The organism is Acinetobacter sp. ESBL14, assembly GCF_036668815.1.
GTDB classification, from domain to species: domain Bacteria; phylum Pseudomonadota; class Gammaproteobacteria; order Pseudomonadales; family Moraxellaceae; genus Acinetobacter; species Acinetobacter gyllenbergii.
Genome location: NZ_JAZEVS010000009.1, coordinates 1 through 20,922, shown reverse-complemented (window position 1 = coordinate 20,922; position 20,922 = coordinate 1). Strand labels below are relative to the sequence as shown.

Genomic DNA, 20,922 nt, shown 5'->3' with positions numbered 1-20,922 from the left:
TTTAGGTTCGGATTTTATCCAGTTTCTTTAAGACTTCAGCCACCGCCACCATGGCAAAGCTTGAAGTCACCACCACCGCCGAACCATATCCCCCGCAGCGCAGACCCGCACTTGGACAAACATCCGCACTGGAAAATGGGTTATCAATCGAATACACGCAAGTGATGCCAAATTTCTCTTTTGGCTTTTTGCAAATCCCCATAGAACGCAGTTGCGTGCGTAACTTTGCCAACATTGGATCTTGTTCGGTTTTGGACAAATCTGCCACCCGAATTTTCAGTGGGTCGAGTTTACCACCCGCACCACCCGAAACAATCAACGGAATCTTGTTAAAGCGGCAATGCAGCATCAAGGCAAGTTTGGCTTTGACATCATCGATGCAATCCAAAACAATGCTTGGTACTGGATTTAAAATTTCTTTGACATTATCAGGCGTCAGATAGTCATCAATCACATTCACTTTCATGCGTGGATTGATCTGGCGACAACGCTCCGCCATCACTTCAATTTTTTCTTGTCCGAGTGTTGAGCTCATCGCAGGCAATTGACGGTTAATATTTGATGCTGCGACCACATCCATATCGACCAAAGTTAATTCACCAATCCCTGTACGTGCCAGTGCCTCAACCGCCCAACTGCCAACACCACCAATCCCAATCACCATGACATGACTGTGTTCATAATGCGAAAAGGCATTTTCTCCATAAATTTTGGCAACACCAGCAAAACGGCGTTCATATTCATCATTTACAGGAACATCGGTCATCACAGTCGTGGTCTATCTTTTTAATCAAAGCACTATTTTAGCGTGTTTCACTTGTTTTAGGTTAGCCCCGTGAAACTTTAGGGGATGATTGATCTCGACGAATTAAAATAACCAACAGGATAAAAACCATCAGGCTCATGCATAAAGCCAATAGGTTTGCATTGATCCATCCGAGGCTACTTAAAATCGGTGCAGGTAAAAATGCCCCTAAGGTCGCAAATAAGGCAATTCCTGTTTCATTGATGCATTGGACACGATGTTTTTGCTGCTCGTTAAGACCGGCTAACAAGGTTGATGCACCTGAATAAGCAAAATTCCAGCCGACACCGAGCACGATCAAAGCAATATTAATATAGATCCCCACTTGTCCAAATATTGGAATCAGGGAAGATAGCATCAACAAAGCAAAACCGAGATAAATCGTGCTGTATGTGCCCCAGCGTTGAATCAGTTTAGAGACAAAGAAGGACGGGATAAACATCGCCAATACATGTAGCTGAATCGAGATCGAAGCATAATGAAATGAATGATGCTCCTTTAAATGCAAGGAGGACATAATCATCATCACATTCATAATATAGTAAGCAAAAGCACCGCTGATGACGGCAGCGATAATCAAAGTATTCGGCAATTTGGCACGCGGAATGGATGCTGTCTCTATTTGCTCGGTTTGTTGTATTTGAAACTGTTGATTCCACACATACAGAATTGGAGAGAGGAACAACGCCAAAACACTAAAAATTAAATAGATCGCAGTGAAATCGGGTAATCCTTGCACCTGTTGAAATTGGATTGCCAACATCGGTGCAATCACCGCAGCAACCACACCACCCGAAATGACCATCGCAGTAGCTTTCGGAATTAAATCTGTCGCCAAACGATCAGAAGCAGCAAAACGATAAAAATTCGCGGTGGAAATGAATAAACCCAGAGAAAAATGGCTCAGGCACAATAAGTAAAATTGTTGCTGCCGTAGGGCTAAATAACCGAGAACACCAGCAAAGAAAAGACAGACACAACCAAATTGGAATACCACATGCCGACCAAACTTTTTCATTAAAAAAGAGAAAATAAAAGTGGTCAGCAGCATTGCCAAGAATTGCAAGCCATAAGGCACTGTGGCGAGTGCTTGAGTCGGCGCCAGTTTTAACCCCACAATTGCTGAAACTGTTACTGATAAGACGGCAGCAATTAAGTTAAAGGCCTGAGCCACCAACAGATAATAAACATAGCGGGGTAACTGATTCAAAGCCTTTATCCAATTTAATCGAGCCTGACTACCTTAACGCTGAATGCTTGAAATTCAAACAAAAAAAGATGAAAGACCAGCTTTCATCTTTTTTTCAGAAGGTGTCTCGTTATGCAGCAATCAGATTGCGTAGTACATAATGCAAAATACCGCCTGCTTTAAAGTATTCCACCTCATTCAAGGTATCGATGCGGCACAACACTTTAAACTGGTCTTGACTACCATCTTCTCGTACAACCTGAATATCCAGTGTTTGATGCGGTTGGATATCATCAGATAGGCCATGAATCGACAGTACTTCACGACCAGTGAGGTTCAAGGATTGACGGGTTTGTCCATCTATAAACTGCAAAGGCAATACCCCCATCCCGACCAGATTCGAACGATGAATCCGTTCAAAACTCTCGGCAATGACCGCTTTAACGCCTAATAAATTAGTGCCTTTTGCTGCCCAGTCTCGTGACGAACCTGTTCCATACTCCTTACCTGCAATAATCAGCAACGGCGTTTGCTGTTGCTGGTAAAGCATGGATGCATCATAGATGGCCAGCTTTTCACCTGTTGGGATGAAGATGGTATTGCCGCCCTCTTCACCATCCAGCATTTCATTCTTGATCCGAATATTGGCAAACGTCCCACGCATCATCACTTCATGATTACCACGGCGAGAACCATAAGAGTTGAAGTCTTTTGGTTCGACCCCTTGCTGCTGTAAATAACGTCCTGCTGGGCTGTCTTTCTTGATATTCCCTGCTGGAGAGATATGATCGGTGGTGACCGAGTCACCCAATACCGCCAAGATTCTAGCCTGCTCAATATTAGTAATGGCTTTTGGAGGTTGATTAATTTCTTCAAAAAATGGCGGATGTCGAATATAGGTCGAGTTTTCTTGCCACGCATAAGTTTGGCTTTGCGGAATCTGAATCGCTTGCCAAGTTGCATCTCCATCAAACACCGCTGCATATTCCTTATGGAACATGTCGGTATTGACCTTCTGCAAGACTTGATCAATTTCAATCTGACTTGGCCAGATGTCTTTCAAATAGACATCTTGACCATTTTGATCTTGTCCAATCGGCTGAGTGGTTAAATCAGTCCGAATATTTCCCGCCAAACCATAGGCCACAACAAGTGGTGGTGAGGCCAACCAATTGGTTTTCACTAAAGGATGAACACGCCCTTCAAAGTTACGGTTACCTGAAAGTACCGAAGCTACATTCAAATCATGACATTGAATTGCTTCTTCAATCGGTTCAGGCAAAGGTCCAGAGTTACCAATACAAGTCGTACAACCATAACCGACCAAGTTATAGCCCAACTCATCCAAGTACGGCGTTAAGCCCGCCGCGGCCAGATAATCAGTCACCACTTTAGAACCAGGCGCCAGTGAGCTTTTCACCCACGGTTTACGCTGCAAACCTTTTTCAATGGCTTTTTTCGCCAGTAAACCCGCCGCCAACATCACACTTGGATTCGAGGTATTGGTACATGAGGTAATCGCGGAAATCACCACATCACCATGATTCAATGGATAAGATTTACCTTCAATGGTGCAAGAAGGTTGTTCATGCGCCAAATTCGCTTTCTTGGCTTCAACCGCCGTACCGCCGCCGCCTTCATTCTCTAAACGTTCTTTGGCTTCTTTGGCGGGTTTGAGATTCAATTCCATCAATGCATTAAAGGTTTTCGGAACATCGCCCAACAAAACCCGATCTTGTGGACGCTTTGGTCCTGCCAGACTGGCTTGCACCGTACTCATATCCAAGCTGAGCGTATCGGTAAAAATTGGCTCATCACCAGTATGACGCCATAAGCCTTGTTCTTTACTATAAGCTTCGACCAAATCAATACGGTCTTGTTTGCGTCCCGTCAATGCTAAATAACCCAGCGTCACTTCATCAATCGGGAAAAATCCACAAGTCGCACCGTATTCTGGTGCCATATTGGCAATGGTGGCACGATCTGCCAAAGGTAAATCTGCCAAACCATCGCCATAGAACTCAACAAATTTTCCAACCACGCCTTTTTGACGCAACATCTGAGTAATGGTTAAGACCAAATCTGTTGCAGTAATGCCTTCCTTTAATTTTCCAGTCAGTTTAAAACCGATCACTTCTGGAATCAGCATTGATACAGGTTGCCCGAGCATTGCTGCCTCGGCCTCAATCCCTCCAACACCCCATCCCAATACACCAAGACCATTGATCATGGTGGTATGCGAATCTGTTCCAACTAAGGTATCTGGAAAGGCAAAAACCTGACCTTCATCATCACCTAACCAAACGGCTTGCGCTAAATATTCTAAATTGACTTGGTGGCAAATCCCTGTACCGGGTGGCACCACACTAAAATTATTAAAGGCAGATTGTCCCCAACGTAGGAATTGATAACGCTCACCATTGCGCTGCATTTCAATTTCAACGTTTTCAGCAAAGGCATTGTCATCGGCAAAATGATCGACCATTACTGAATGGTCAATCACCAAATCCACAGGAGATAAAGGGTTAATCAGGTTGGGATCACCACCTGCCTGTGCCATCGCAGCACGCATCGCTGCCAGATCGACCACTGCAGGAACACCGGTAAAATCCTGCATCAGTACCCGTGCAGGTCGATATTGAATTTCTTGATCTGAACGTTTGCTTTTTTGCCAATCGACCAGTGCTTGAATATGCTCCACTTTTACACTTTTTTGGTCTTCAAAACGGAGTAGATTTTCTAGCAAAACCGTTAAAGACTTCGGTAATCGTTCAATATTACCGAGGGTTTGAGCTGCTCGCGCCAAGCTAAAGATTTGATAGGATGTCGAACCGACGCTGAGTGTTTGTAATGCATTGAAACTATTGATTTTGCTATATCTGGCCATAAGGTCGCCCTCCCAGTATTGGCTGATGTGTTTATTATCAAATTGTTCTTTTAATGTACCCCTGTTTAGAAAAGCATGTGTTCCCTTTTAGTATCTTATTTTTAACGAGATTATTTGCTTATTCTCTTAAAATTTAAGTCGCAACGCAGCCAGTGAGTTGTGCCAAAGTTGTGCAGCCAGCTGTAATTCAGGCTGGTTAAGGGTCTGAGCCAAACTCTCCAGCACATAAGGTAGGTTGACTGGGGTATTACGGGTACGATACTCGGTCGAAGTTTGGCAACACAACGGCGTCATATCTGGACAATCAGTTTCGATCACCAAGTTGTCACTGCCTATCGCGTGTACCACTTGATGCAGTTTTTTTGCATTTGGATTGGTAATTTGTCCTGTCACCCCAATTTTGAAGCCTAATTTCACCAAGGCCTTGGCCTCTTCCACCCCACCACTAAAGGCATGAGCAATGCCACCCAATTTAAATTTTTGTGCTTTTAAAATGGCAATCGTTTCTGCATGTGCTTTACGGATATGTAATAACACTGGTTTTTGATATTGTGTTGCCAATACCAATTGTTCAATAAAATAATGCTGTTGTTTGGCAAACAGTTCGGGCTGTTTATGTTGTTTTAAAAAAGTATCTAAACCAATTTCACCCACCGCCACACAGTCATGCTGCTGTAACACGTGCTCAAGTCGCTGTAAATGTTCTGGCTGATGTTGTTCGATATAAAAAGGATGTAAACCAGGGGCCAGATAAGAAGTCGGCACCTTGTCCCAAGCGTGTAATTGTTGATGGGTGTGGATCAGTTCATCGAATCGTGATTCAACAAAACCGATTAACACCAAAGCATCGACCCCAACCTGTTTTGCTTGTTCAGCCAAATGTTGCCGATCAATATCAAAATCGGCAACATCAAAATGGGTATGGGTATCGAACAGTTGCATTAACTTTGACTTGGCGTACTTGCAGCAGGGGTTGATGCTGCTGCTGGCTTATCTATTTTAGGTAAATACTCAGGCTTTAACACGCCTTGTAATTCGCTAAATGGAATGACTAAACGTGGTAATCCGACTACATAAGGACCAATTTCATATTCACCATATTGCAAAATTAACCCTTGCTCACCTAACAGGAAATTATCAGTGACTTGGAAAGGCCAAGCCTGTTCATATTCCTTTGGATCCGTTGCAAGTTTGGAATCAACAATCCAGGTTTTAAAGGCCTCATGTGCCAATTTGTCTAAAGTGGCTTTTTGTTTAGGCAACAATAAATCATGTAATTGAATCTGTTTTTGAGTGGTCAAATCAAAGTTGTAATAACGCTGTGAGGTCGAGCCATGCGCTCCCCCCAAATAACTGCTGCTATTTAATACAACGGTTGCCAATGTTCCTTTCGGTTGCAAAATTTTGGGCTTAATCATCAAGCTAATTTGATGGCTACTGCTGAGCGCTTTTAACTCTTCATCGATTTTCACAAAGGCATTGGCATAGGCTTGAGCCTGAGCATCCAAACTCGATTTATCCTCAGCAGTCTTAGGCGTTGAAGTCGCAGAAACATCCGCATCGACCACATCTAAAATCTTGCCCAATTGCTCAAGAATTTGCTGATCCAGTAATTGATCAATAAACGGGAAATTACTTTGTAATCGTTCAACGGTAAAATCAGGACAGGTATTGCCTTTACACTCAGGCAAACTCACCTGTAACTTCACGGTTTCACCGCGTAAGATTGGCTCGGCGGGTTGCTGTACCACAGGTGGATCAGCGGGTTTATCCTGTGATTCTTTCGGCTCTGATTTCGGCTGGCAAGCGGCAAGCAGAATTGCACATGCAAGGACGCTAAATTTATAAAATTTTTTCATTTAAAACCTATCAGCATTGTTATTACACAAGATTTTTAAATGCTATCGAAGTTAAAGCAAAACCGCTACAGGCACATGCAATTTCTATACGAAACTTAGAATAGCGGTCTCTGGCTCAATTAAAACATTTGCTGATATATTTCAGCTTGTAGCATTTGTTTGCTTTGTTCCGTAGTCAAATAAATATCTAGTTGTGGCGCATCTTTGCTGATTTCATTGGCACGATAATGCACTCCAATGCCTTCCCCATCAAAGAACCAATCGGCCTGTCCCCAATACAATTTTTTCGGCACTTGCTTTTTGACTTCTGCCGATTGCTTGTCTACCCATGTTTGATAGTGGCTTTGGATAATCTGGTTTAAGGCATTTTGCTGATTTTTCTGAATCACATCCAAAACACTGACACTTTTTTGCAGCTTACGATCCGCCACAAAAAAGTAGAAGCGATCTTTCACCGCAATATCTTCTTGTTGTGTATCCACACCCATTTGCAACAATACATATTGATTTCGTTGCGAGGCAATACGTGTGGTTAGATGCAGTTCATAGGCTTTGTTTTTAGAATATTTATCTTGCCACTCATCTGACTTTTTCACGTAGGCATTAATCGCCTGTTGCAGGGTCAGGTTTTTATTCTGTTCTATTTGTTGCTGAATCACATTGGCCTGATTTTTTGCAATCCATGCATTCAGCCATTCATCTTGGGTTTTGACTGTCTGAATATCGAGATCAATACAGTTCTTTTTCTCACAGAATGGCAAAGCATAATCGGCCTTGGCTTCTTTCATATTTAAGTAAGGCAATACTTCAGCCTTTTCGACCGATGACGCAGCCTGTTCCTTGGTCTGCTCCTTAGTGCTTTCATTTTTATTCGGATGATCACATGCCGTTAAAGCCATTATGCCAATCATCATACTGACAGCTAAAAGTGGTTTTAAAGTGTTCATTGCATCATCCTTTATTTTTAGAGCATTCAATTAAAAACAGCTTCTAATTAGAAGCTGTTTTTGTGCAGTTTAGTGTTCTCGTGTGTTACGGAACTGAATATCTGGCCAACGTTCTTGCATTAACTGTAAGTTTACACGACTTGGTGCAAGATAAGTCAGATGACCACCGCCATCCACTGAAAGCTGGTCATGTGCTTTTTTCTTAAATTCATTCAGAATCTTGTCATCGTCACAATGCACCCAACGAACGGTATGTACACTGACTGGCTCGTAAATACAGTCAACCTTATATTCTTCTTTGAGGCGGTAAGCAACCACATCAAACTGTAGCACACCGACTGCACCGACAATCAGATCATTACTGATTTGTGGCATGAACACTTGGGTCGCACCTTCTTCAGATAACTCTTTCAGGCCTTTTTGCAGCTGCTTCGATTTCAAAGGATCTTTCAAGCGGACACGGCGGAACATTTCAGGTGCGAAGTGTGGAATCCCTGTGAAATGTAGATCTTCACCGCTGGTAAAGGTATCCCCAATCTGAATGGTCCCGTGGTTATGCAAACCAATGATATCACCCGGCCAAGCCTCTTCCAGATGTTCACGCTCGCCCGCAAGGAAGGTTAAAGCATCACTGATACGCACATCTTTACCGATACGCACATGATTCATTTTCAGACCTTTTTCATATTTACCTGAGCAAATACGCATAAAGGCAATACGGTCACGGTGTTTTGGGTCCATATTGGCTTGAATCTTGAAAACAAAGCCAGTGAAGCCTTCTTCATTGGCTTCAACAATACGTTCTTGCGTTGGATGTGCCTTCGGCTCTGGCGCCCAATTAATAAAGGTATCCAAGACATGATCTACTGCAAAGTTACCCAATGCGGTACCGAACAAGACTGGAGTTTGTTTACCTTGCAAGAATAACTCACGGTCAAGTGGCTCATTGGCCATTTGTACCAATTCAAGTGATTCCTCAAAGGATGACCATGCCAACTCACCGACTTTTTCACGAATGTCGGCATGATCATAACCATCACGCACTTCAATATCAGTAATAGTCGAACCAAAACCTGCTTTATAGACATATAGCTTATTTTCAAACAGGTTGTAGACGCCAGCAAAATCACGTCCCATGCCCAAAGGCCAGGTAATCGGCACACAACGGATATTCAAGACATTTTCGATTTCGTCGAGCAACTCAAGAGGCTCACGAATTTCACGGTCCATTTTGTTGACGAATGAAATGATTGGTGTGTCGCGCATACGACACACTTCCATTAATTTAATGGTTCGTTCTTCGACACCTTTTGCACCATCGATCACCATCAAAGCTGAGTCAACGGCAGTCAAGGTCCGGTAGGTATCTTCCGAGAAGTCTTCATGTCCCGGCGTATCAAGTAAGTTAATGGTGTGCTTTTTATAAGGGAACTGCATCACCGACGTGGTAATCGAGATACCACGTTCTTTTTCCATTTCCATCCAGTCTGAGGTTGCAGAACGGTCAGACTTACGGCTTTTGACCATCCCCGCAACCTGAATCGCCTTCCCCCATAACAACAGTTTTTCTGTCATGGTGGTCTTACCCGCATCGGGGTGGGAAATGATCGCAAAGGTGCGACGTTGGGCAACCTGTGCCGCTAATTCATCTTTAAACATGCTAAAAAATCTACAATTTGTGCACCCATATGTATCTGCAAACAATGGCAAGAACAGATGGCATGCGAAAGAATTTAAAATTGGCGCAATTGTAGCAGATTTAGAAAATATATTTATCGATTGTTGATATGTCTTAAGTTATCCACATCACAACTAAAATTATATAATTCATCTAACGCATGGATACTCGTTTTCATACACAAGATCATGCTTGAAGGCTCCTCCAATCCGATACAAAACAAGTCATAGTGATGATGATAAACACCGGTAACCTGATTTCATTCATCCATAAAATCAGCGACTAAACCATGTCCATCTCTGACCCAAATTGAGAATAATGGCTGGATTGAAAAGTTTTTTGACCCAAACAAAGAAGTTAATCCATAAAAGGTAGATACAATAAAGAGAATCATTATCGTTTAAGGTGTCTATCATGTACATTCAAAGTATCGAAAAATTCCCCATTGTGACCCTGAGTTATAAAGCTCAAGATCAGCAAACTTTAGATGAGTTATTTGATTCATTTAATGTCTTGCTCGCTAAAAATCAAAAATTTGTTTTTATTAGTGAAGGTGCCTTTGATGAAACCGAGCAAAATAATGACCATGAATCCAGAAAGCGAATTGCAGCGTGGGTAAAAGCAAAACGTGAAACCTTATCTCGTTTAATTTTAGGATTGGTACATACTGAATCAGATCGTGAACAACGCGCTAAAGCTGAACAGTTTGCAAAAGTATATTTACAGTTTTCAGGTTATCCAATGTATGTAGTTTCGAGTAAAGAAGAATCTGATCAACTTGTCCAAACGCTTTTAAATTACTAATGGTCATCAATAATTTTCAGGATATTCAGTTTTCGAATCGATTGAGCGATCCAATCAGGGTACTCAAAATTGCTGCTGATATCCCCGATTGGGAGTTAGGTTGGCATCAGCATGACTACGGTCAGTTGATGGCAACCGTATCGGGTCTAATTACCATTTCGACAGATAAAGGCATCTGGGTGGTTCCCCCCAATACCGCGATCTGGATCCCCGCAAATACCCCACATTCCTCTGTCGGAATTGGTCTTTCAACCTGCTTTATCGTTTTTACTCAAGAAAATCTGTTCAATCAGCACGATTGCCATGTCATTCAAGTGAATGAGTTTTTAAATGCTATGTTGATCAGAACGGAGAAAATCAAAGCTGAATACCGCTCTAATCCTACTGATACTCGTCTTATGCAGGTTTTAGTCGATGAAATCATCCACGCGCCTCAGCAATGGCAATACTTACCACTGCCCTCAGATAAACGTTTGAAGATGATTACGGATTCTTTGCTACAACAACCTGATCAAAAAACCAATTTAGCCGAATGGGCAGCCATGTGTTGTATGAGTGAAAGAAGCCTGACGCGTAGTTTTAAGGAGGAAACCCATCTTTCTTTAAATGATTGGCGTAGACGACTACATATCACATTAGCTTTACAAAAAATGAATGAAGGCCGAAGCATTACCTATATTGCCAATGAATTAGGCTACGTTTCAGATAGTGCATTCATCACCATGTTTAAAAAAGCCATGAAATCTTCACCTAAAAAATTTTATGCCGAACGACAAATGTGATTGGAGAATCAAACATGAAGCCATCGAATTATGATCGTCACGAGCTTGCTAAATTTGAATCCATTTCAAATAACTGGTGGGATAGGCAAGGTGAATTTGCACCGCTACACCAGATTAACCCGCTGCGTTTAGGCTGGATAAAATCTGTTGCAAACGGTATTCAAGATAAGAAAATTTTAGACGTGGGGTGTGGGGGCGGAATTTTGGCTGAAAGTATGGCTCGAGATGGCGCGGATGTCCTTGGAATTGATCTTGGCGCGCAAAGTATCCAAATCGCTCGCGATCATGCACTTTTGCAAAATATCCAGAATATTGAATATCGCAATATTGCTGTAGAAGAATTGGCTGCTCTAGCTCCTCAACAATACGATATCGTAACCTGTATGGAACTTTTAGAACATGTTCCCCATCCAGCATCCATCATTCAGGCTTGTGCAAAATTATTAAAACCCAATGGCTTGGCTTTCTTTTCTACAATTAATCGAAATCCAAAATCCTATTTATTTACCATTCTTGCAGGTGAATATATTTTGAAATTAATGCCCAAAGGCACTCATGATTTCACCAGATATATTCGACCCAATGAACTCAGATCTTTTGCAGAAACTGCGGGGTTAACCCAAACCCATACGATTGGCCTACACTACAATCCGATCACTGGATATTTTTGGCTAGCACCAGATATCTCAGTGAACTATATGACGAGTTGTATTAAAAAGGATTGATTCGTCATGCTTCTTTGGGGAAGATAGAGCAAGCTAAATTTACAACGAAGATCTTTGATAAAAACTCATTTGAATATTAATTTGAGATGAAACGAGTAAATTGCTGTTCGGTGACAACACTTCCCCATTGGGTCCCTTCCTCTTCATTTTTTAATGTAAAAGCAAAAGACTCATAAAGTTTACGTGCTGCATCCAACCCCTTAAATGTCCATAATTGGATTGCTGGAAATCGCTGTTCATCGCAGAAAGTAATCGCCTGCTCAAGCAATTTACGTCCAATCCCACTCCCTCGATAAGCCTCATCTAAAATAAACCAGCGTAGATGAGCTTCACCATTTTTCAGATCTTCTCCATCCACAGCCACTGAACCAACAATTTTACCATTTTGGAGTGCAACCCAAATCTGATTACAAGGTTTATCTAGACGGCTAGTAAATTCTGCAAGACCCTTTGCAACCTGACTTTCAAAAAACTGACCAAAGCCAGAATGCTTTGAATAAAAACTTGCATGCATTTCAGTAATACGACCGATAACACCAGAACGATAACCTGAAGCAATTTCAATGGAGTTATTCAGCTCTTCAATTTGCCCCTTACGGCAAATCTGCAAGGCTTGTGCATACGTTGTAAGCCCTTGTACAACGAGTTGTTGCTGGGAAGTACTCAAATGCTCCATGGCCATTTGCACTTGTTGCTGACCATACTGATGAATTTTATTGACCGTCTGCTTTCCTTTAGCACTCAGAAAAAGTTGTTTTACTCGACTATCTTCTTCTCGCGTAGCTTCTCTAATTTCTCCAGCATCAATTAATTTGCTAATCATTCGGCTTACGCTCGATTTCTCTAAGCCCAATAGATGTACAAGTTGTCCAGCAGTAGCCCCCCCTTGTACATCTAACTCGAGCAAAGTATGCACAGCTGAAGGAGAATATTCTGTTGCAGCTAATGTCGCTTGCATAAATCCTAATTCACGAACCATTGTTCTAGAGGAGGCTCGAATTTTTTCAATCAATAATGCATCTACGCTCAAGGAAAACACCTGAAATATAGTTGTATAATACAACCATATTTCCGAAGGCTTAAATTGTCAATAAAACTCGTCTATAAAAAATCTCAAACCGCTAATGAAACTTCTGATTAGTTGAGAACATCATAGTCAGTCGCTATGGCTTTAGCTCATACAAAGATTGCGTTAGGATGAGAAATATTGAAGGAACAATTCAATCTTTTCTCACTGCTAAAAGAGTAAAAATATGTCACAACAAGATTATGAAAATGGCTTAAAAGTCCGTACCGAAGTGATGGGAGAATCTTTTGTCAAACGTGCGCAGGACAATACTGTCCCTTTTACGCAGCCTCTACAAGACTGGATCAACGAACATGCCTGGGGTTCAACATGGCAACGTGAAGGTGTTTTACCGCGTAAATATCGTTCTTTAATTACCATTGCTTTTTTAACTGCTCAAAAAAGTCCAACTGAACTTAAAGGTCATGTTCGTGGGGCATTGAACAATGGTGCAACGGTTGAAGAGATTCAAGAAGTGTTATTGCATAGCCTGCCCTATTGTGGCGCACCTGCAACACAGGAGGCTTTCCGAGCGGCACTTGAAGTCATCAATGAATATCAAGCTCAATAAACTGTGATTAAAATCAAGATAAAAAAGCCCTAATCAAATTAGGGCTTTTAGCACTTTTATTCATCAAAAATTAGAGCCATTCGGAAAAATTTTTATTCCGAATACAACGCCAGGCAACTAAAAATAATGATTTTTCACAATCTCGATAAATGCATTGCTCTCTTCAATGCTCATCTGTTGCGATTTGACGACACCAACATGTAAATGGACAGGAAAATCATTTAACTGAATGACTTCTAATCCTTCATGCTCTAACATAAATTTATCTAAGAACGACTTTGGATAAACACCCAGGCCCTCACCTTTTAAGATACTTTGTAATTGGAGTTCTAATCCAAAAATCTCTTTATTGATATAAAAGCCTAACTTTCTTTCATATAAAAGCTTGGCTAGACTTTCTCTAAAACAGCAGCTCTCAGGATGAAGTACCCAACCTCTCTTACTACATTTTTCAAGGCTACTATATTTATAAGCCTCACCCTTTCTGGCAACAACTACAAAAGGTAGTGTCCCAACTTCCAAAAAGGAAATATTGCTGCTAAAACTCAGATTTGATGGAATCATCAATGCGGCTAAGTCAATTTCCCCATCATTGACCTGTTGAATCAGGCTGCAACCCCATCCGCTATAAATATCAATCTCATAATGCGGATTAATTTTTTTTGATTCATTCGTCACAGCATCTAACAAATCGTCAATCAATGCCTGAGCGATACCAATCTTAATCTTTCTTTTCACCCCCTCATGGCCTTCACTATGAACGTTTCTCAGTGACTCTAACTGCTTTAAAATAAAACAACTTTTAAAATAAACTTTTTTCCCTAATTGGGTTAATTGTAAGGGTCGCGTACTCCGGTTAAATAAAACCCCTTTCACAATCGCTTCCATATTAAAAATACGTTTTGTCACAGTTGACTGATTCACGCCTAATTTTTCAGAGGCGATGGTAATAGACTGATGATCAGCTACATATATAAAAGTTTTTAAATCCCTAATATCCAAAACTTTATACCTCACATCGAATTACTTTAAATACTTTCTAAACTGGCAAGGTGAACATCCAGCCCAGCCTCTAAATGCGCGTGTAAAAGCACTGTGCTCCGTATAACCCAATGTATATGCAATATCAGACAAACTCACATCTTCATTTTTTAATAAAAACAAGGCTTTCTCGTGCCTTTTTTGTTTGACTAATAATTTAAACTCTTCGCCTTCATTTCTTATTCTTTTAGATAATACCCTCGGTGTTAAGCGCATTTTTTTGGCGACTTTAACCAGATATGGCTCTCCTTCCGATAAAGTATTACTAATTTGAATATTCACTTTATCAATAAAATCTATCTTATCCTCGCTTTTAAGTGGGCAAGATGCAAAGAATGCCTGCATACACAGTTCATCGAACTTCTTAGAAATCGTTATCGAGTCAAATAAGTCACTATTATATAAAGCATATTTATAGGATTCATCTAAGCTTGGTTCAAATATAAAGTGTGTATTCTCTACCATTAGACGATCTGTTAAACATTTAAATCCATCTATTAGATCTTGGCCGATAAAATCCTGATTTAATATTTCACAGCGATAAACTAAAACAATGCGAAAATGGTCCAAAGATAAACTATTGATTAAAGAAAAAAACTTATCTATATCTAAAAGAAAAAAAATGACTGCATGCTTTAGATCTTTATTTCCGACTTCAATAATATGCAGTCTGATATTTTTTTCACAATGTGAAAAAGTATGAAACATATGATCCATCTCATATTTCAATTCTTAAGAGCTTAACAAACCTTGGTCTTATTTTTTTGACACTTTATATCCTATAAATAATCATTTTAGGAAAATTAAACAAATAAGTCTTTCTTGCCCTGTTTGTTTAATTTAAGTTCAAACTAGAATGTGCTGCTTCTTCATCGGTAATAAAATGACTCTACTCATTGCTAAACGATTCCACTCTGACAAGCATCACCTTTCCAAGATAAGCGTTCTGCTCTATATTTCTGATCAAAATCAATACGTAACTGACAGCGTTTATAGTCTTGTGTATTTGGTACGCGAATATCTAATACATAGTTCCATGTTTTGACCTGCATCAATCCTTCATTGAAATGTGGATTTCCCAGAATGTGGCGGAGCTGATCTTTATTCATCCCCACACCTAAACGCGCAACATCATTTAACTCATAACGTTTAACCAATTTCAGATAACTCTTATCCACTTCTGGAAAAGTGACGTCCTGTATCTGTTCAACATCTTGCTTGCTATAGGCGTGGTTCGACCCAACAACGGCAAACAGTGTCGTGATGATGAAAACTGGTAGCTTCTTCATTTTTATTCTCTCTTTATCCTGCTGAAAAAAGGGAGAACCGAGATGGTTCCCCCTGAATTCAAATCAATCAAATACGCCGCTTAGACCGACACGGAAACTTGGATCACCCTGTGAAGCTGCTGCCACACCTGTTGTCAGCGACCAACGCCCATTATCTGCGGTTTTACGAAGTGTGAGGCCCACTGCATTTTCACCACCATGATAAGCAGCCCCAACCGCATAAGTATATTTACCTGAAATATACGGCGCGGTTTCCAATGCCATCGCTGCTGCAACCCCAGCATTGGCCATTTTTTTGACATCATCAATCCGTTGATTGGTATCGTAGAATGCCTGTTGCATTTGATCTCCAAGATTGGTGATTCGATCACCCAAGGCCTGATTTGCATTGTTTAAAGCATTAAGTGCATCTCCCACATTGTTATGTGTATTACCGCCGACCTCATAACTCGGTGCGGTCCAACCAGTACTTGGATCATAGCCTGCTCCGCCACCTAAGGCCTTGCCCACATTTTCATAAGATTGATGCAATTGGCTACCGTTAATTGCATCTTTTGAATCTGCTGCAATTGCACCGTCAGCCACAGCTGTAACTTTCTGATTTCCAGCATTCACCCCTCCTTTGGTGATGCTTGGTCCTCCCGTGATACGAACACCATCTGCGGCAATGGTTGTACCTCCAGCACCACCCACATTGACTTGATTGGCAGCAGCCACACTATCAACCTGAATATCTTTGGCTAGACCCACCTCAAAGTCCTTACTGCCATCAGCTTTGGTAGTTGGCGTGACTAAAATATTGCCATCTTTATTGCTGACCGTTGATTTGGCTGCAGCAGCCGCACCTCGAACTGAGTTGATCGCATCATCAATGTTGTTTTCACCCGTACCGCCCACATTACTGGTGGTAATTGAACCGTCTGGATTCACGGTGGCATTACCACCGACCACGTTTTTCACACTGTCTGCAACACCGTGTAATTGACCACCATTCACTGCATCTTTCGAGCCTGCCGCAACCGTACCATCGGCGACACCCGTGACTTTGTTATCGCCTGCATCAATGCCTGCTTTCGTCACACTTGGACCGCCTGCGATACGTAGACCATCATCATTGAGCACCGTATCACCCGCAGTCACGCTATCGACTTTAACGTCCTTCGATAAGCCAACTTCATAATCCGTACTGCCATCTGCATTTTGACGGCTAGCGACTGTGACATTTTCATCGCCAGCTGCTTTACTTACCGTGGTTTTTGCTGCTTGAGCCGCTTTACCTACAGCACCAATTGCATCATTGATGTTATCTTGACCAGTTCCGCCAATGTTGCTTGTGCTAATGCTGCCATCAGGATTCACCGTGGTATTACCACCAATCGCTCCTGCAACACTATCCGCAACACCTTTTAACTGGCTGCCATTAATCGCATCTTGTGAGTCAGTTGCAATACGTCCAGGTGCAACGCCACGAATCACGGTATTGCCAGCATCAATACCAGCAGCACTAATACTTGGCCCAATGTTATTGCCAGTTGCATCGACAAAGCCAATCCCTGCTTGATTGATGACAGTGCCATTCCCAAGCTGATCTTTCAGGGAGATACCTTTGGCGGCATACTCGGCTTGATTGCCCTCAGCATCTTTAACTTGAGTACCTGTTGCATTTAGAACAGTTTCGTTGCCGTCCGCATCCGTTGCAGTGACACGATCAAATTTCACATCTTTTGCAGTGGCAACGTCATAGTTGGTACTGCCATCGGCATTGGTTGATTCAGTTACGACAATATTGTCACCTTCGGTCACTGTGGTTTTTGCTGTCACTGCATTTTTACGTACGGAGTCAATCGCATCATGGATGTTAGCTTCACCCGTATTCCCCACATTGCTGGTGGTCACTGAGCCATTTGGATTCAATATCGTTTCACCACCAATGGAGTTTCTAACACTGTCTGCAACACCATGCAGTTGACCACCATTGATTGCTTCACTTGAACCTGCGGCAACCGTTCCATCTGCAACACCACTGATTTTTCCTGTCGCGCCATCAATCGTGACATCACCGACTTGAACCGAATCAAATGCAACATTATCCGCAGTCGCCACTTCATAAATGGTCTGACCATCTGCACCTGTGCGGCTTTCAACCGTCATATTCTTGCCTGCTTCAACCTCAGTTTTGGCAACAGCAGCGGCACGATCCAATTGCCCTTTATTGACGGCATCACTTGAGGCTGTGCCATCTGCGACATTCGTGATTGGATTACCTGCAGCATCAATCCCTGTTTTGGTGATACTTGGGCCATTGCTGATGGTGATGCCATCGGTATTGATGAGGGTATCGCCTGCCATGACGCTATCCACTTTCAAGTCACGGTTTAAGCCGTATTGAATCGTGTTGCCATCTTTGCTGACAGTGAGGTTCTCTTCACCTTGCACCGTTCCGATATCAACCGTATCGCCTGCTTTGACTGCACCTGCATTGTTAGAGCCATTACTTTGTAGGTTCCAACCCTTGTCTAATTCAGTCAGTGCATCACCTACATTACTGACGGATATCCCGTTGATCTCATAGTTTGGTGCTGTGACTGTACCATCTGGATTGACAATTGAGCCTCCACCCAATGCACCTGAGACACTTTGTGCTGTACCTGCCAATTGACTACCATTGATTACATCAGTCGAAGTTGGATTTACATCACCTGCTGTTACACCACTGATTTTTCCTGTTGTGCCGTCAATCGCGACATCACCAACTTGAATTGAATCAAAATCTACATCACGTGCAGTAGCGACTTCATAATTGGTACTGCCATCGGCATTGGTTGATTCAGTTACCACCATATTGTCACCTTCGGTGACTGTGGTTTTTGCTGTCACTGCATTTTTACGTACGGAGTCAATCGCATCATGGATGTTAGCTTCACCCGTATTCCCTACATTGCTGGTGGTCACCGAACCATTTGGATTTAAGACGGTTTCACCACCAATTGCGCTTCGGACACTGTCTGCAACACCATGCAGTTGACCACCATTGATTGCTTCACTTGAACCTGCGGCAACCGCTCCATCTGCAACACCACTGATTTTTCCTGTCGCGCCATCAATATTCACATCACCCACTGTGACATTGTTAAACTCAACATTATCCGCAGTTGCAACGTTATAGATGTCTTGTCCATCTGCACCTGTGGTTTTGGTCACCGTGATGTTCTTACCTTCGGTCACTTCGGTTTTTGATGCCGCAGCCGCTGAATCTAATTGATCCTTGTTAACTGCATCGGTACCCACTGTGCCTGGTGCAACATTGCTGATTTTGTTACCCGCAACATCAATACCTGCTTTGGTGATACTTGGGCCATTGCTGATCATTACACCATTGTCATTGATGACGGTATCGCCTGCCGTGACGCTATCCACTTTCAAGTCACGGTTTAAGCCGTATTGAATCGTGTTGCCATCTTTGCTGACAGTGAGGTTCTCTTCACCTTGCACCGTTCCGATATCAACCGTATCGCCTGCTTTGACTGCACCAGCATTGTCAGAACCATTGCTTTGTAGGTTCCAGCCTTTATCCAAGGCATTAATGGCATCACCCACATTGTTACTTGCTACACCATTGACGTTATAGCTTGGTGCTGTGACTGTGCCATCTGGATTGACTACCGAACCACCGCCTAAAGCATTCGACACACTCTGCGCTGTCCCTGCCAATTGGCTGCCATTAATTGCATCGGTTGAGCTAGGATTGACATCACCTGCGGCTACACCACTGATTTTTCCTGTTGTGCCATCAATCGTAACATCACCGACCTGAACAGAATCAAATGCAACATCATCCGCAGTCGCCACTTCATAAATGGTCTGACCATCTGCACCCGTGCGGCTTTCAACCGTCATATTCTTGCCAGCTTCGACTTCGGTTTTTGCAGCTGCTGCTTGCCCACGGACTGAGTTAATCGCATCATGGATATTGTTCTGCCCCGTATTCCCAACATTACTAGTGCTAATTGAACCATCAGGGTTTAACGTTGTTTCCCCACCGATCGAATTCCTAACACTATCCGCCACACCATGCAATTGACTACCATTAATCGCATCGGTCGAAGTCGCAATCACATCCCCCGCAGCCACACCGCTGATTTTGCCCGTGGTACCATCAATCGTGACATCACCGACTGTGACATTGTTAAACTCGACATTATCTGCGGTTGCCACGTTATAGATGTCCTGTCCATCTGCTCCCGTGGTTTTAGAAACCGTGATGTTCTTGCCTTGCGTCACTTCGGTTTTAGCGGCAGCAGCGGCATCGTCTAACTGACCTTTATTGACGGCATCACTATCATTCACACCTGCACCGACATTGCTGATTGGATTACCTGCGGCGTTGATGCCAGACTTGGTGATACTTGGGCCATTTGTAATGGTCACACCATTATCATTCACTAAGGTGTCGCCAGCACGAACACTATCGACATTCAAATTACGGTTTAAACCATATTGAATGGTGTTACCGTCTTTGGTCACGGTGAGATTTTCTTCACCATTAACTGTACCAATATCGACCGTATCTCCTGCTTTCACCGCACCCGCTTTGGCACCATTACTTTGTAGATTCCAGCCTTTGTCTAATTCTGATAGTGCATCACCAACGTTACCGACCGTGTTTCCGTTAATGTCGTAGCTTGGTGCAGTCACCGTGCCATCTGGATTGACCACCGAACCACCACCTAAGGCATCTGATACGCTTTTCGCTGTGCCTGCCAATTGACTACCATTAATCGCATCGGTCGAAGTCGCAGTCACATCCCCCGCAGTCACACCGCTGATTTTGCCGGTGGTACCATCAATCGTAACATCACCCACCACAACATTGTTAAACTCGACATTATCTGCGGTTGCCACGTTATAGATGTCCTGTCCATCTGCTCCCGTGGTTTTAGAAACCGTGATGTTCTTGCCTTGCGTCACTTCGGTTTTAGCGGCGGCAGCGACATCGTCGAGCTGACCTTTATTGACGGCATCACTATCATTCACGCCTGCACCGACATTGGTAATTGGATTACCAGCTGCATTGATCCCATCTTTGGTGATGCTTGGACCATTAGTAATGGTCACCCCATTGTCATTCACTAAGGTGTCGCCAGCTCGAACACTATCAACATTCAAATTACGGTTTAAACCATATTGAATGGTATTCCCATCTTTGGTCACAGTCAGGTTTTCTTCACCATTAACTGTACCGATATCAACCGTATCTCCTGCTTTCACCGCACCCGCTT

16 protein-coding genes are annotated in these 20,922 nt (G+C 42.6%); 4 read left to right on the top strand and 12 right to left on the bottom strand.

Going from position 1 to position 20,922, the window contains the following annotated elements:
- Position 1: 1 nt before the first annotated feature.
- From V6E90_RS20205 to V6E90_RS20175, 7 genes are all read right to left on the bottom strand, one after another.
- Positions 2-766 (bottom strand): tRNA threonylcarbamoyladenosine dehydratase, encoded by a 765-nt coding sequence (locus V6E90_RS20205; protein ID WP_016542021.1) that lies wholly within the window; start codon positions 764-766, stop codon positions 2-4.
- 61 nt (positions 767-827) lie between these two features.
- Positions 828-2,015 carry an MFS transporter gene (locus V6E90_RS20200; protein ID WP_332606300.1) on the bottom strand — a complete coding sequence of 396 codons (1,188 nt, stop codon included), beginning with the start codon at positions 2,013-2,015 and terminating at the stop codon, positions 828-830.
- Between the two features lie 109 nt (positions 2,016-2,124).
- Entirely contained in the window at positions 2,125-4,881 is a 2,757-nt protein-coding gene (gene acnA, locus V6E90_RS20195; protein ID WP_332606299.1) for an aconitate hydratase AcnA, read from the bottom strand.
- A 126-nt stretch (positions 4,882-5,007) separates the two neighbouring features.
- Entirely contained in the window at positions 5,008-5,823 is an 816-nt protein-coding gene (locus tag V6E90_RS20190) for a TatD family hydrolase (RefSeq protein WP_332606298.1), read from the bottom strand.
- Entirely contained in the window at positions 5,823-6,740 is a 918-nt protein-coding gene (locus V6E90_RS20185) for an RsiV family protein (protein ID WP_171553422.1), read from the bottom strand. The genes V6E90_RS20190 and V6E90_RS20185 overlap by 1 nt, the downstream gene beginning before the upstream one ends.
- Positions 6,741-6,859: 119 nt before the next feature.
- Positions 6,860-7,687: a hypothetical protein gene (locus tag V6E90_RS20180; RefSeq protein ID WP_332606297.1), complete on the bottom strand. Its 828-nt coding sequence runs from the start codon at positions 7,685-7,687 to the stop codon at positions 6,860-6,862.
- A 69-nt stretch (positions 7,688-7,756) separates the two neighbouring features.
- Positions 7,757-9,346 (bottom strand): peptide chain release factor 3, encoded by a 1,590-nt coding sequence (locus tag V6E90_RS20175; RefSeq protein WP_332606296.1) that lies wholly within the window; start codon positions 9,344-9,346, stop codon positions 7,757-7,759.
- Between the two features lie 433 nt (positions 9,347-9,779).
- On the opposite strand from V6E90_RS20175, the gene V6E90_RS20170 reads away from it, so the two are divergent.
- From V6E90_RS20170 to ubiG, 3 genes are read left to right on the top strand one after another with little or no spacing between them, the layout of a single operon-like run.
- Positions 9,780-10,169: a hypothetical protein gene (locus V6E90_RS20170; protein WP_065344060.1), complete on the top strand. Its 390-nt coding sequence runs from the start codon at positions 9,780-9,782 to the stop codon at positions 10,167-10,169.
- Positions 10,169-10,951, top strand: a complete 783-nt coding sequence (locus tag V6E90_RS20165) for an AraC family transcriptional regulator (protein WP_332606295.1) — start codon at positions 10,169-10,171, stop codon at positions 10,949-10,951. The genes V6E90_RS20170 and V6E90_RS20165 overlap by 1 nt, the downstream gene beginning before the upstream one ends.
- A 14-nt stretch (positions 10,952-10,965) precedes the next feature.
- Positions 10,966-11,676 (top strand): bifunctional 2-polyprenyl-6-hydroxyphenol methylase/3-demethylubiquinol 3-O-methyltransferase UbiG, encoded by a 711-nt coding sequence (ubiG, locus tag V6E90_RS20160; RefSeq protein WP_332606294.1) that lies wholly within the window; start codon positions 10,966-10,968, stop codon positions 11,674-11,676.
- A gap of 76 nt (positions 11,677-11,752) precedes the next feature.
- Here the strand turns inward: ubiG and V6E90_RS20155 are convergent, their stop codons facing one another.
- Entirely contained in the window at positions 11,753-12,715 is a 963-nt protein-coding gene (locus V6E90_RS20155; protein WP_228129646.1) for a bifunctional helix-turn-helix transcriptional regulator/GNAT family N-acetyltransferase, read from the bottom strand.
- A 214-nt stretch (positions 12,716-12,929) separates the two neighbouring features.
- Between V6E90_RS20155 and V6E90_RS20150 the strand changes: the two genes are divergently transcribed.
- Positions 12,930-13,313, top strand: a complete 384-nt coding sequence (locus tag V6E90_RS20150) for a carboxymuconolactone decarboxylase family protein (RefSeq protein WP_332606293.1) — start codon at positions 12,930-12,932, stop codon at positions 13,311-13,313.
- Between the two features lie 117 nt (positions 13,314-13,430).
- Here the strand turns inward: V6E90_RS20150 and V6E90_RS20145 are convergent, their stop codons facing one another.
- From V6E90_RS20145 to V6E90_RS20130, 4 genes are all read right to left on the bottom strand, one after another.
- Positions 13,431-14,315 (bottom strand): LysR family transcriptional regulator, encoded by an 885-nt coding sequence (locus tag V6E90_RS20145; protein ID WP_016542008.1) that lies wholly within the window; start codon positions 14,313-14,315, stop codon positions 13,431-13,433.
- Positions 14,316-14,336: 21 nt separating this feature from the next.
- On the bottom strand, positions 14,337-15,062 hold the full coding sequence (locus tag V6E90_RS20140) for a helix-turn-helix domain-containing protein (RefSeq protein ID WP_016542007.1): 726 nt from the start codon (positions 15,060-15,062) through the stop codon (positions 14,337-14,339).
- A gap of 191 nt (positions 15,063-15,253) precedes the next feature.
- Positions 15,254-15,643: an outer membrane protein assembly factor BamE gene (locus V6E90_RS20135; protein ID WP_332606292.1), complete on the bottom strand. Its 390-nt coding sequence runs from the start codon at positions 15,641-15,643 to the stop codon at positions 15,254-15,256.
- Positions 15,644-15,706: 63 nt separating this feature from the next.
- Positions 15,707-20,922, bottom strand: a 5,216-nt coding sequence (locus V6E90_RS20130) for a YadA-like family protein (protein WP_332606291.1), incomplete at its 5' end; no start/stop codon positions are given.

Bases quoted from the DNA above. Each gene is read 5' to 3' on its own strand.
- V6E90_RS20140 (WP_016542007.1), bottom strand. From the start codon at position 15,062: ATGTTTCATACTTTTTCACATTGTGAAAAAAATATCAGACTGCATATT.
- V6E90_RS20135 (WP_332606292.1), bottom strand. From the start codon at position 15,643: ATGAAGAAGCTACCAGTTTTCATCATCACGACACTGTTTGCCGTTGTT.
- V6E90_RS20175 (WP_332606296.1), bottom strand. From the start codon at position 9,346: ATGTTTAAAGATGAATTAGCGGCACAGGTTGCCCAACGTCGCACCTTT.
- ubiG (WP_332606294.1), top strand. From the start codon at position 10,966: ATGAAGCCATCGAATTATGATCGTCACGAGCTTGCTAAATTTGAATCC.
- V6E90_RS20190 (WP_332606298.1), bottom strand. From the start codon at position 5,823: ATGCAACTGTTCGATACCCATACCCATTTTGATGTTGCCGATTTTGAT.
- acnA (WP_332606299.1), bottom strand. From the start codon at position 4,881: ATGGCCAGATATAGCAAAATCAATAGTTTCAATGCATTACAAACACTC.
- V6E90_RS20205 (WP_016542021.1), bottom strand. From the start codon at position 766: ATGACCGATGTTCCTGTAAATGATGAATATGAACGCCGTTTTGCTGGT.
- V6E90_RS20165 (WP_332606295.1), top strand. From the start codon at position 10,169: ATGGTCATCAATAATTTTCAGGATATTCAGTTTTCGAATCGATTGAGC.
- V6E90_RS20170 (WP_065344060.1), top strand. From the start codon at position 9,780: ATGTACATTCAAAGTATCGAAAAATTCCCCATTGTGACCCTGAGTTAT.
- V6E90_RS20185 (WP_171553422.1), bottom strand. From the start codon at position 6,740: ATGAAAAAATTTTATAAATTTAGCGTCCTTGCATGTGCAATTCTGCTT.
- V6E90_RS20180 (WP_332606297.1), bottom strand. From the start codon at position 7,687: ATGAACACTTTAAAACCACTTTTAGCTGTCAGTATGATGATTGGCATA.
- V6E90_RS20150 (WP_332606293.1), top strand. From the start codon at position 12,930: ATGTCACAACAAGATTATGAAAATGGCTTAAAAGTCCGTACCGAAGTG.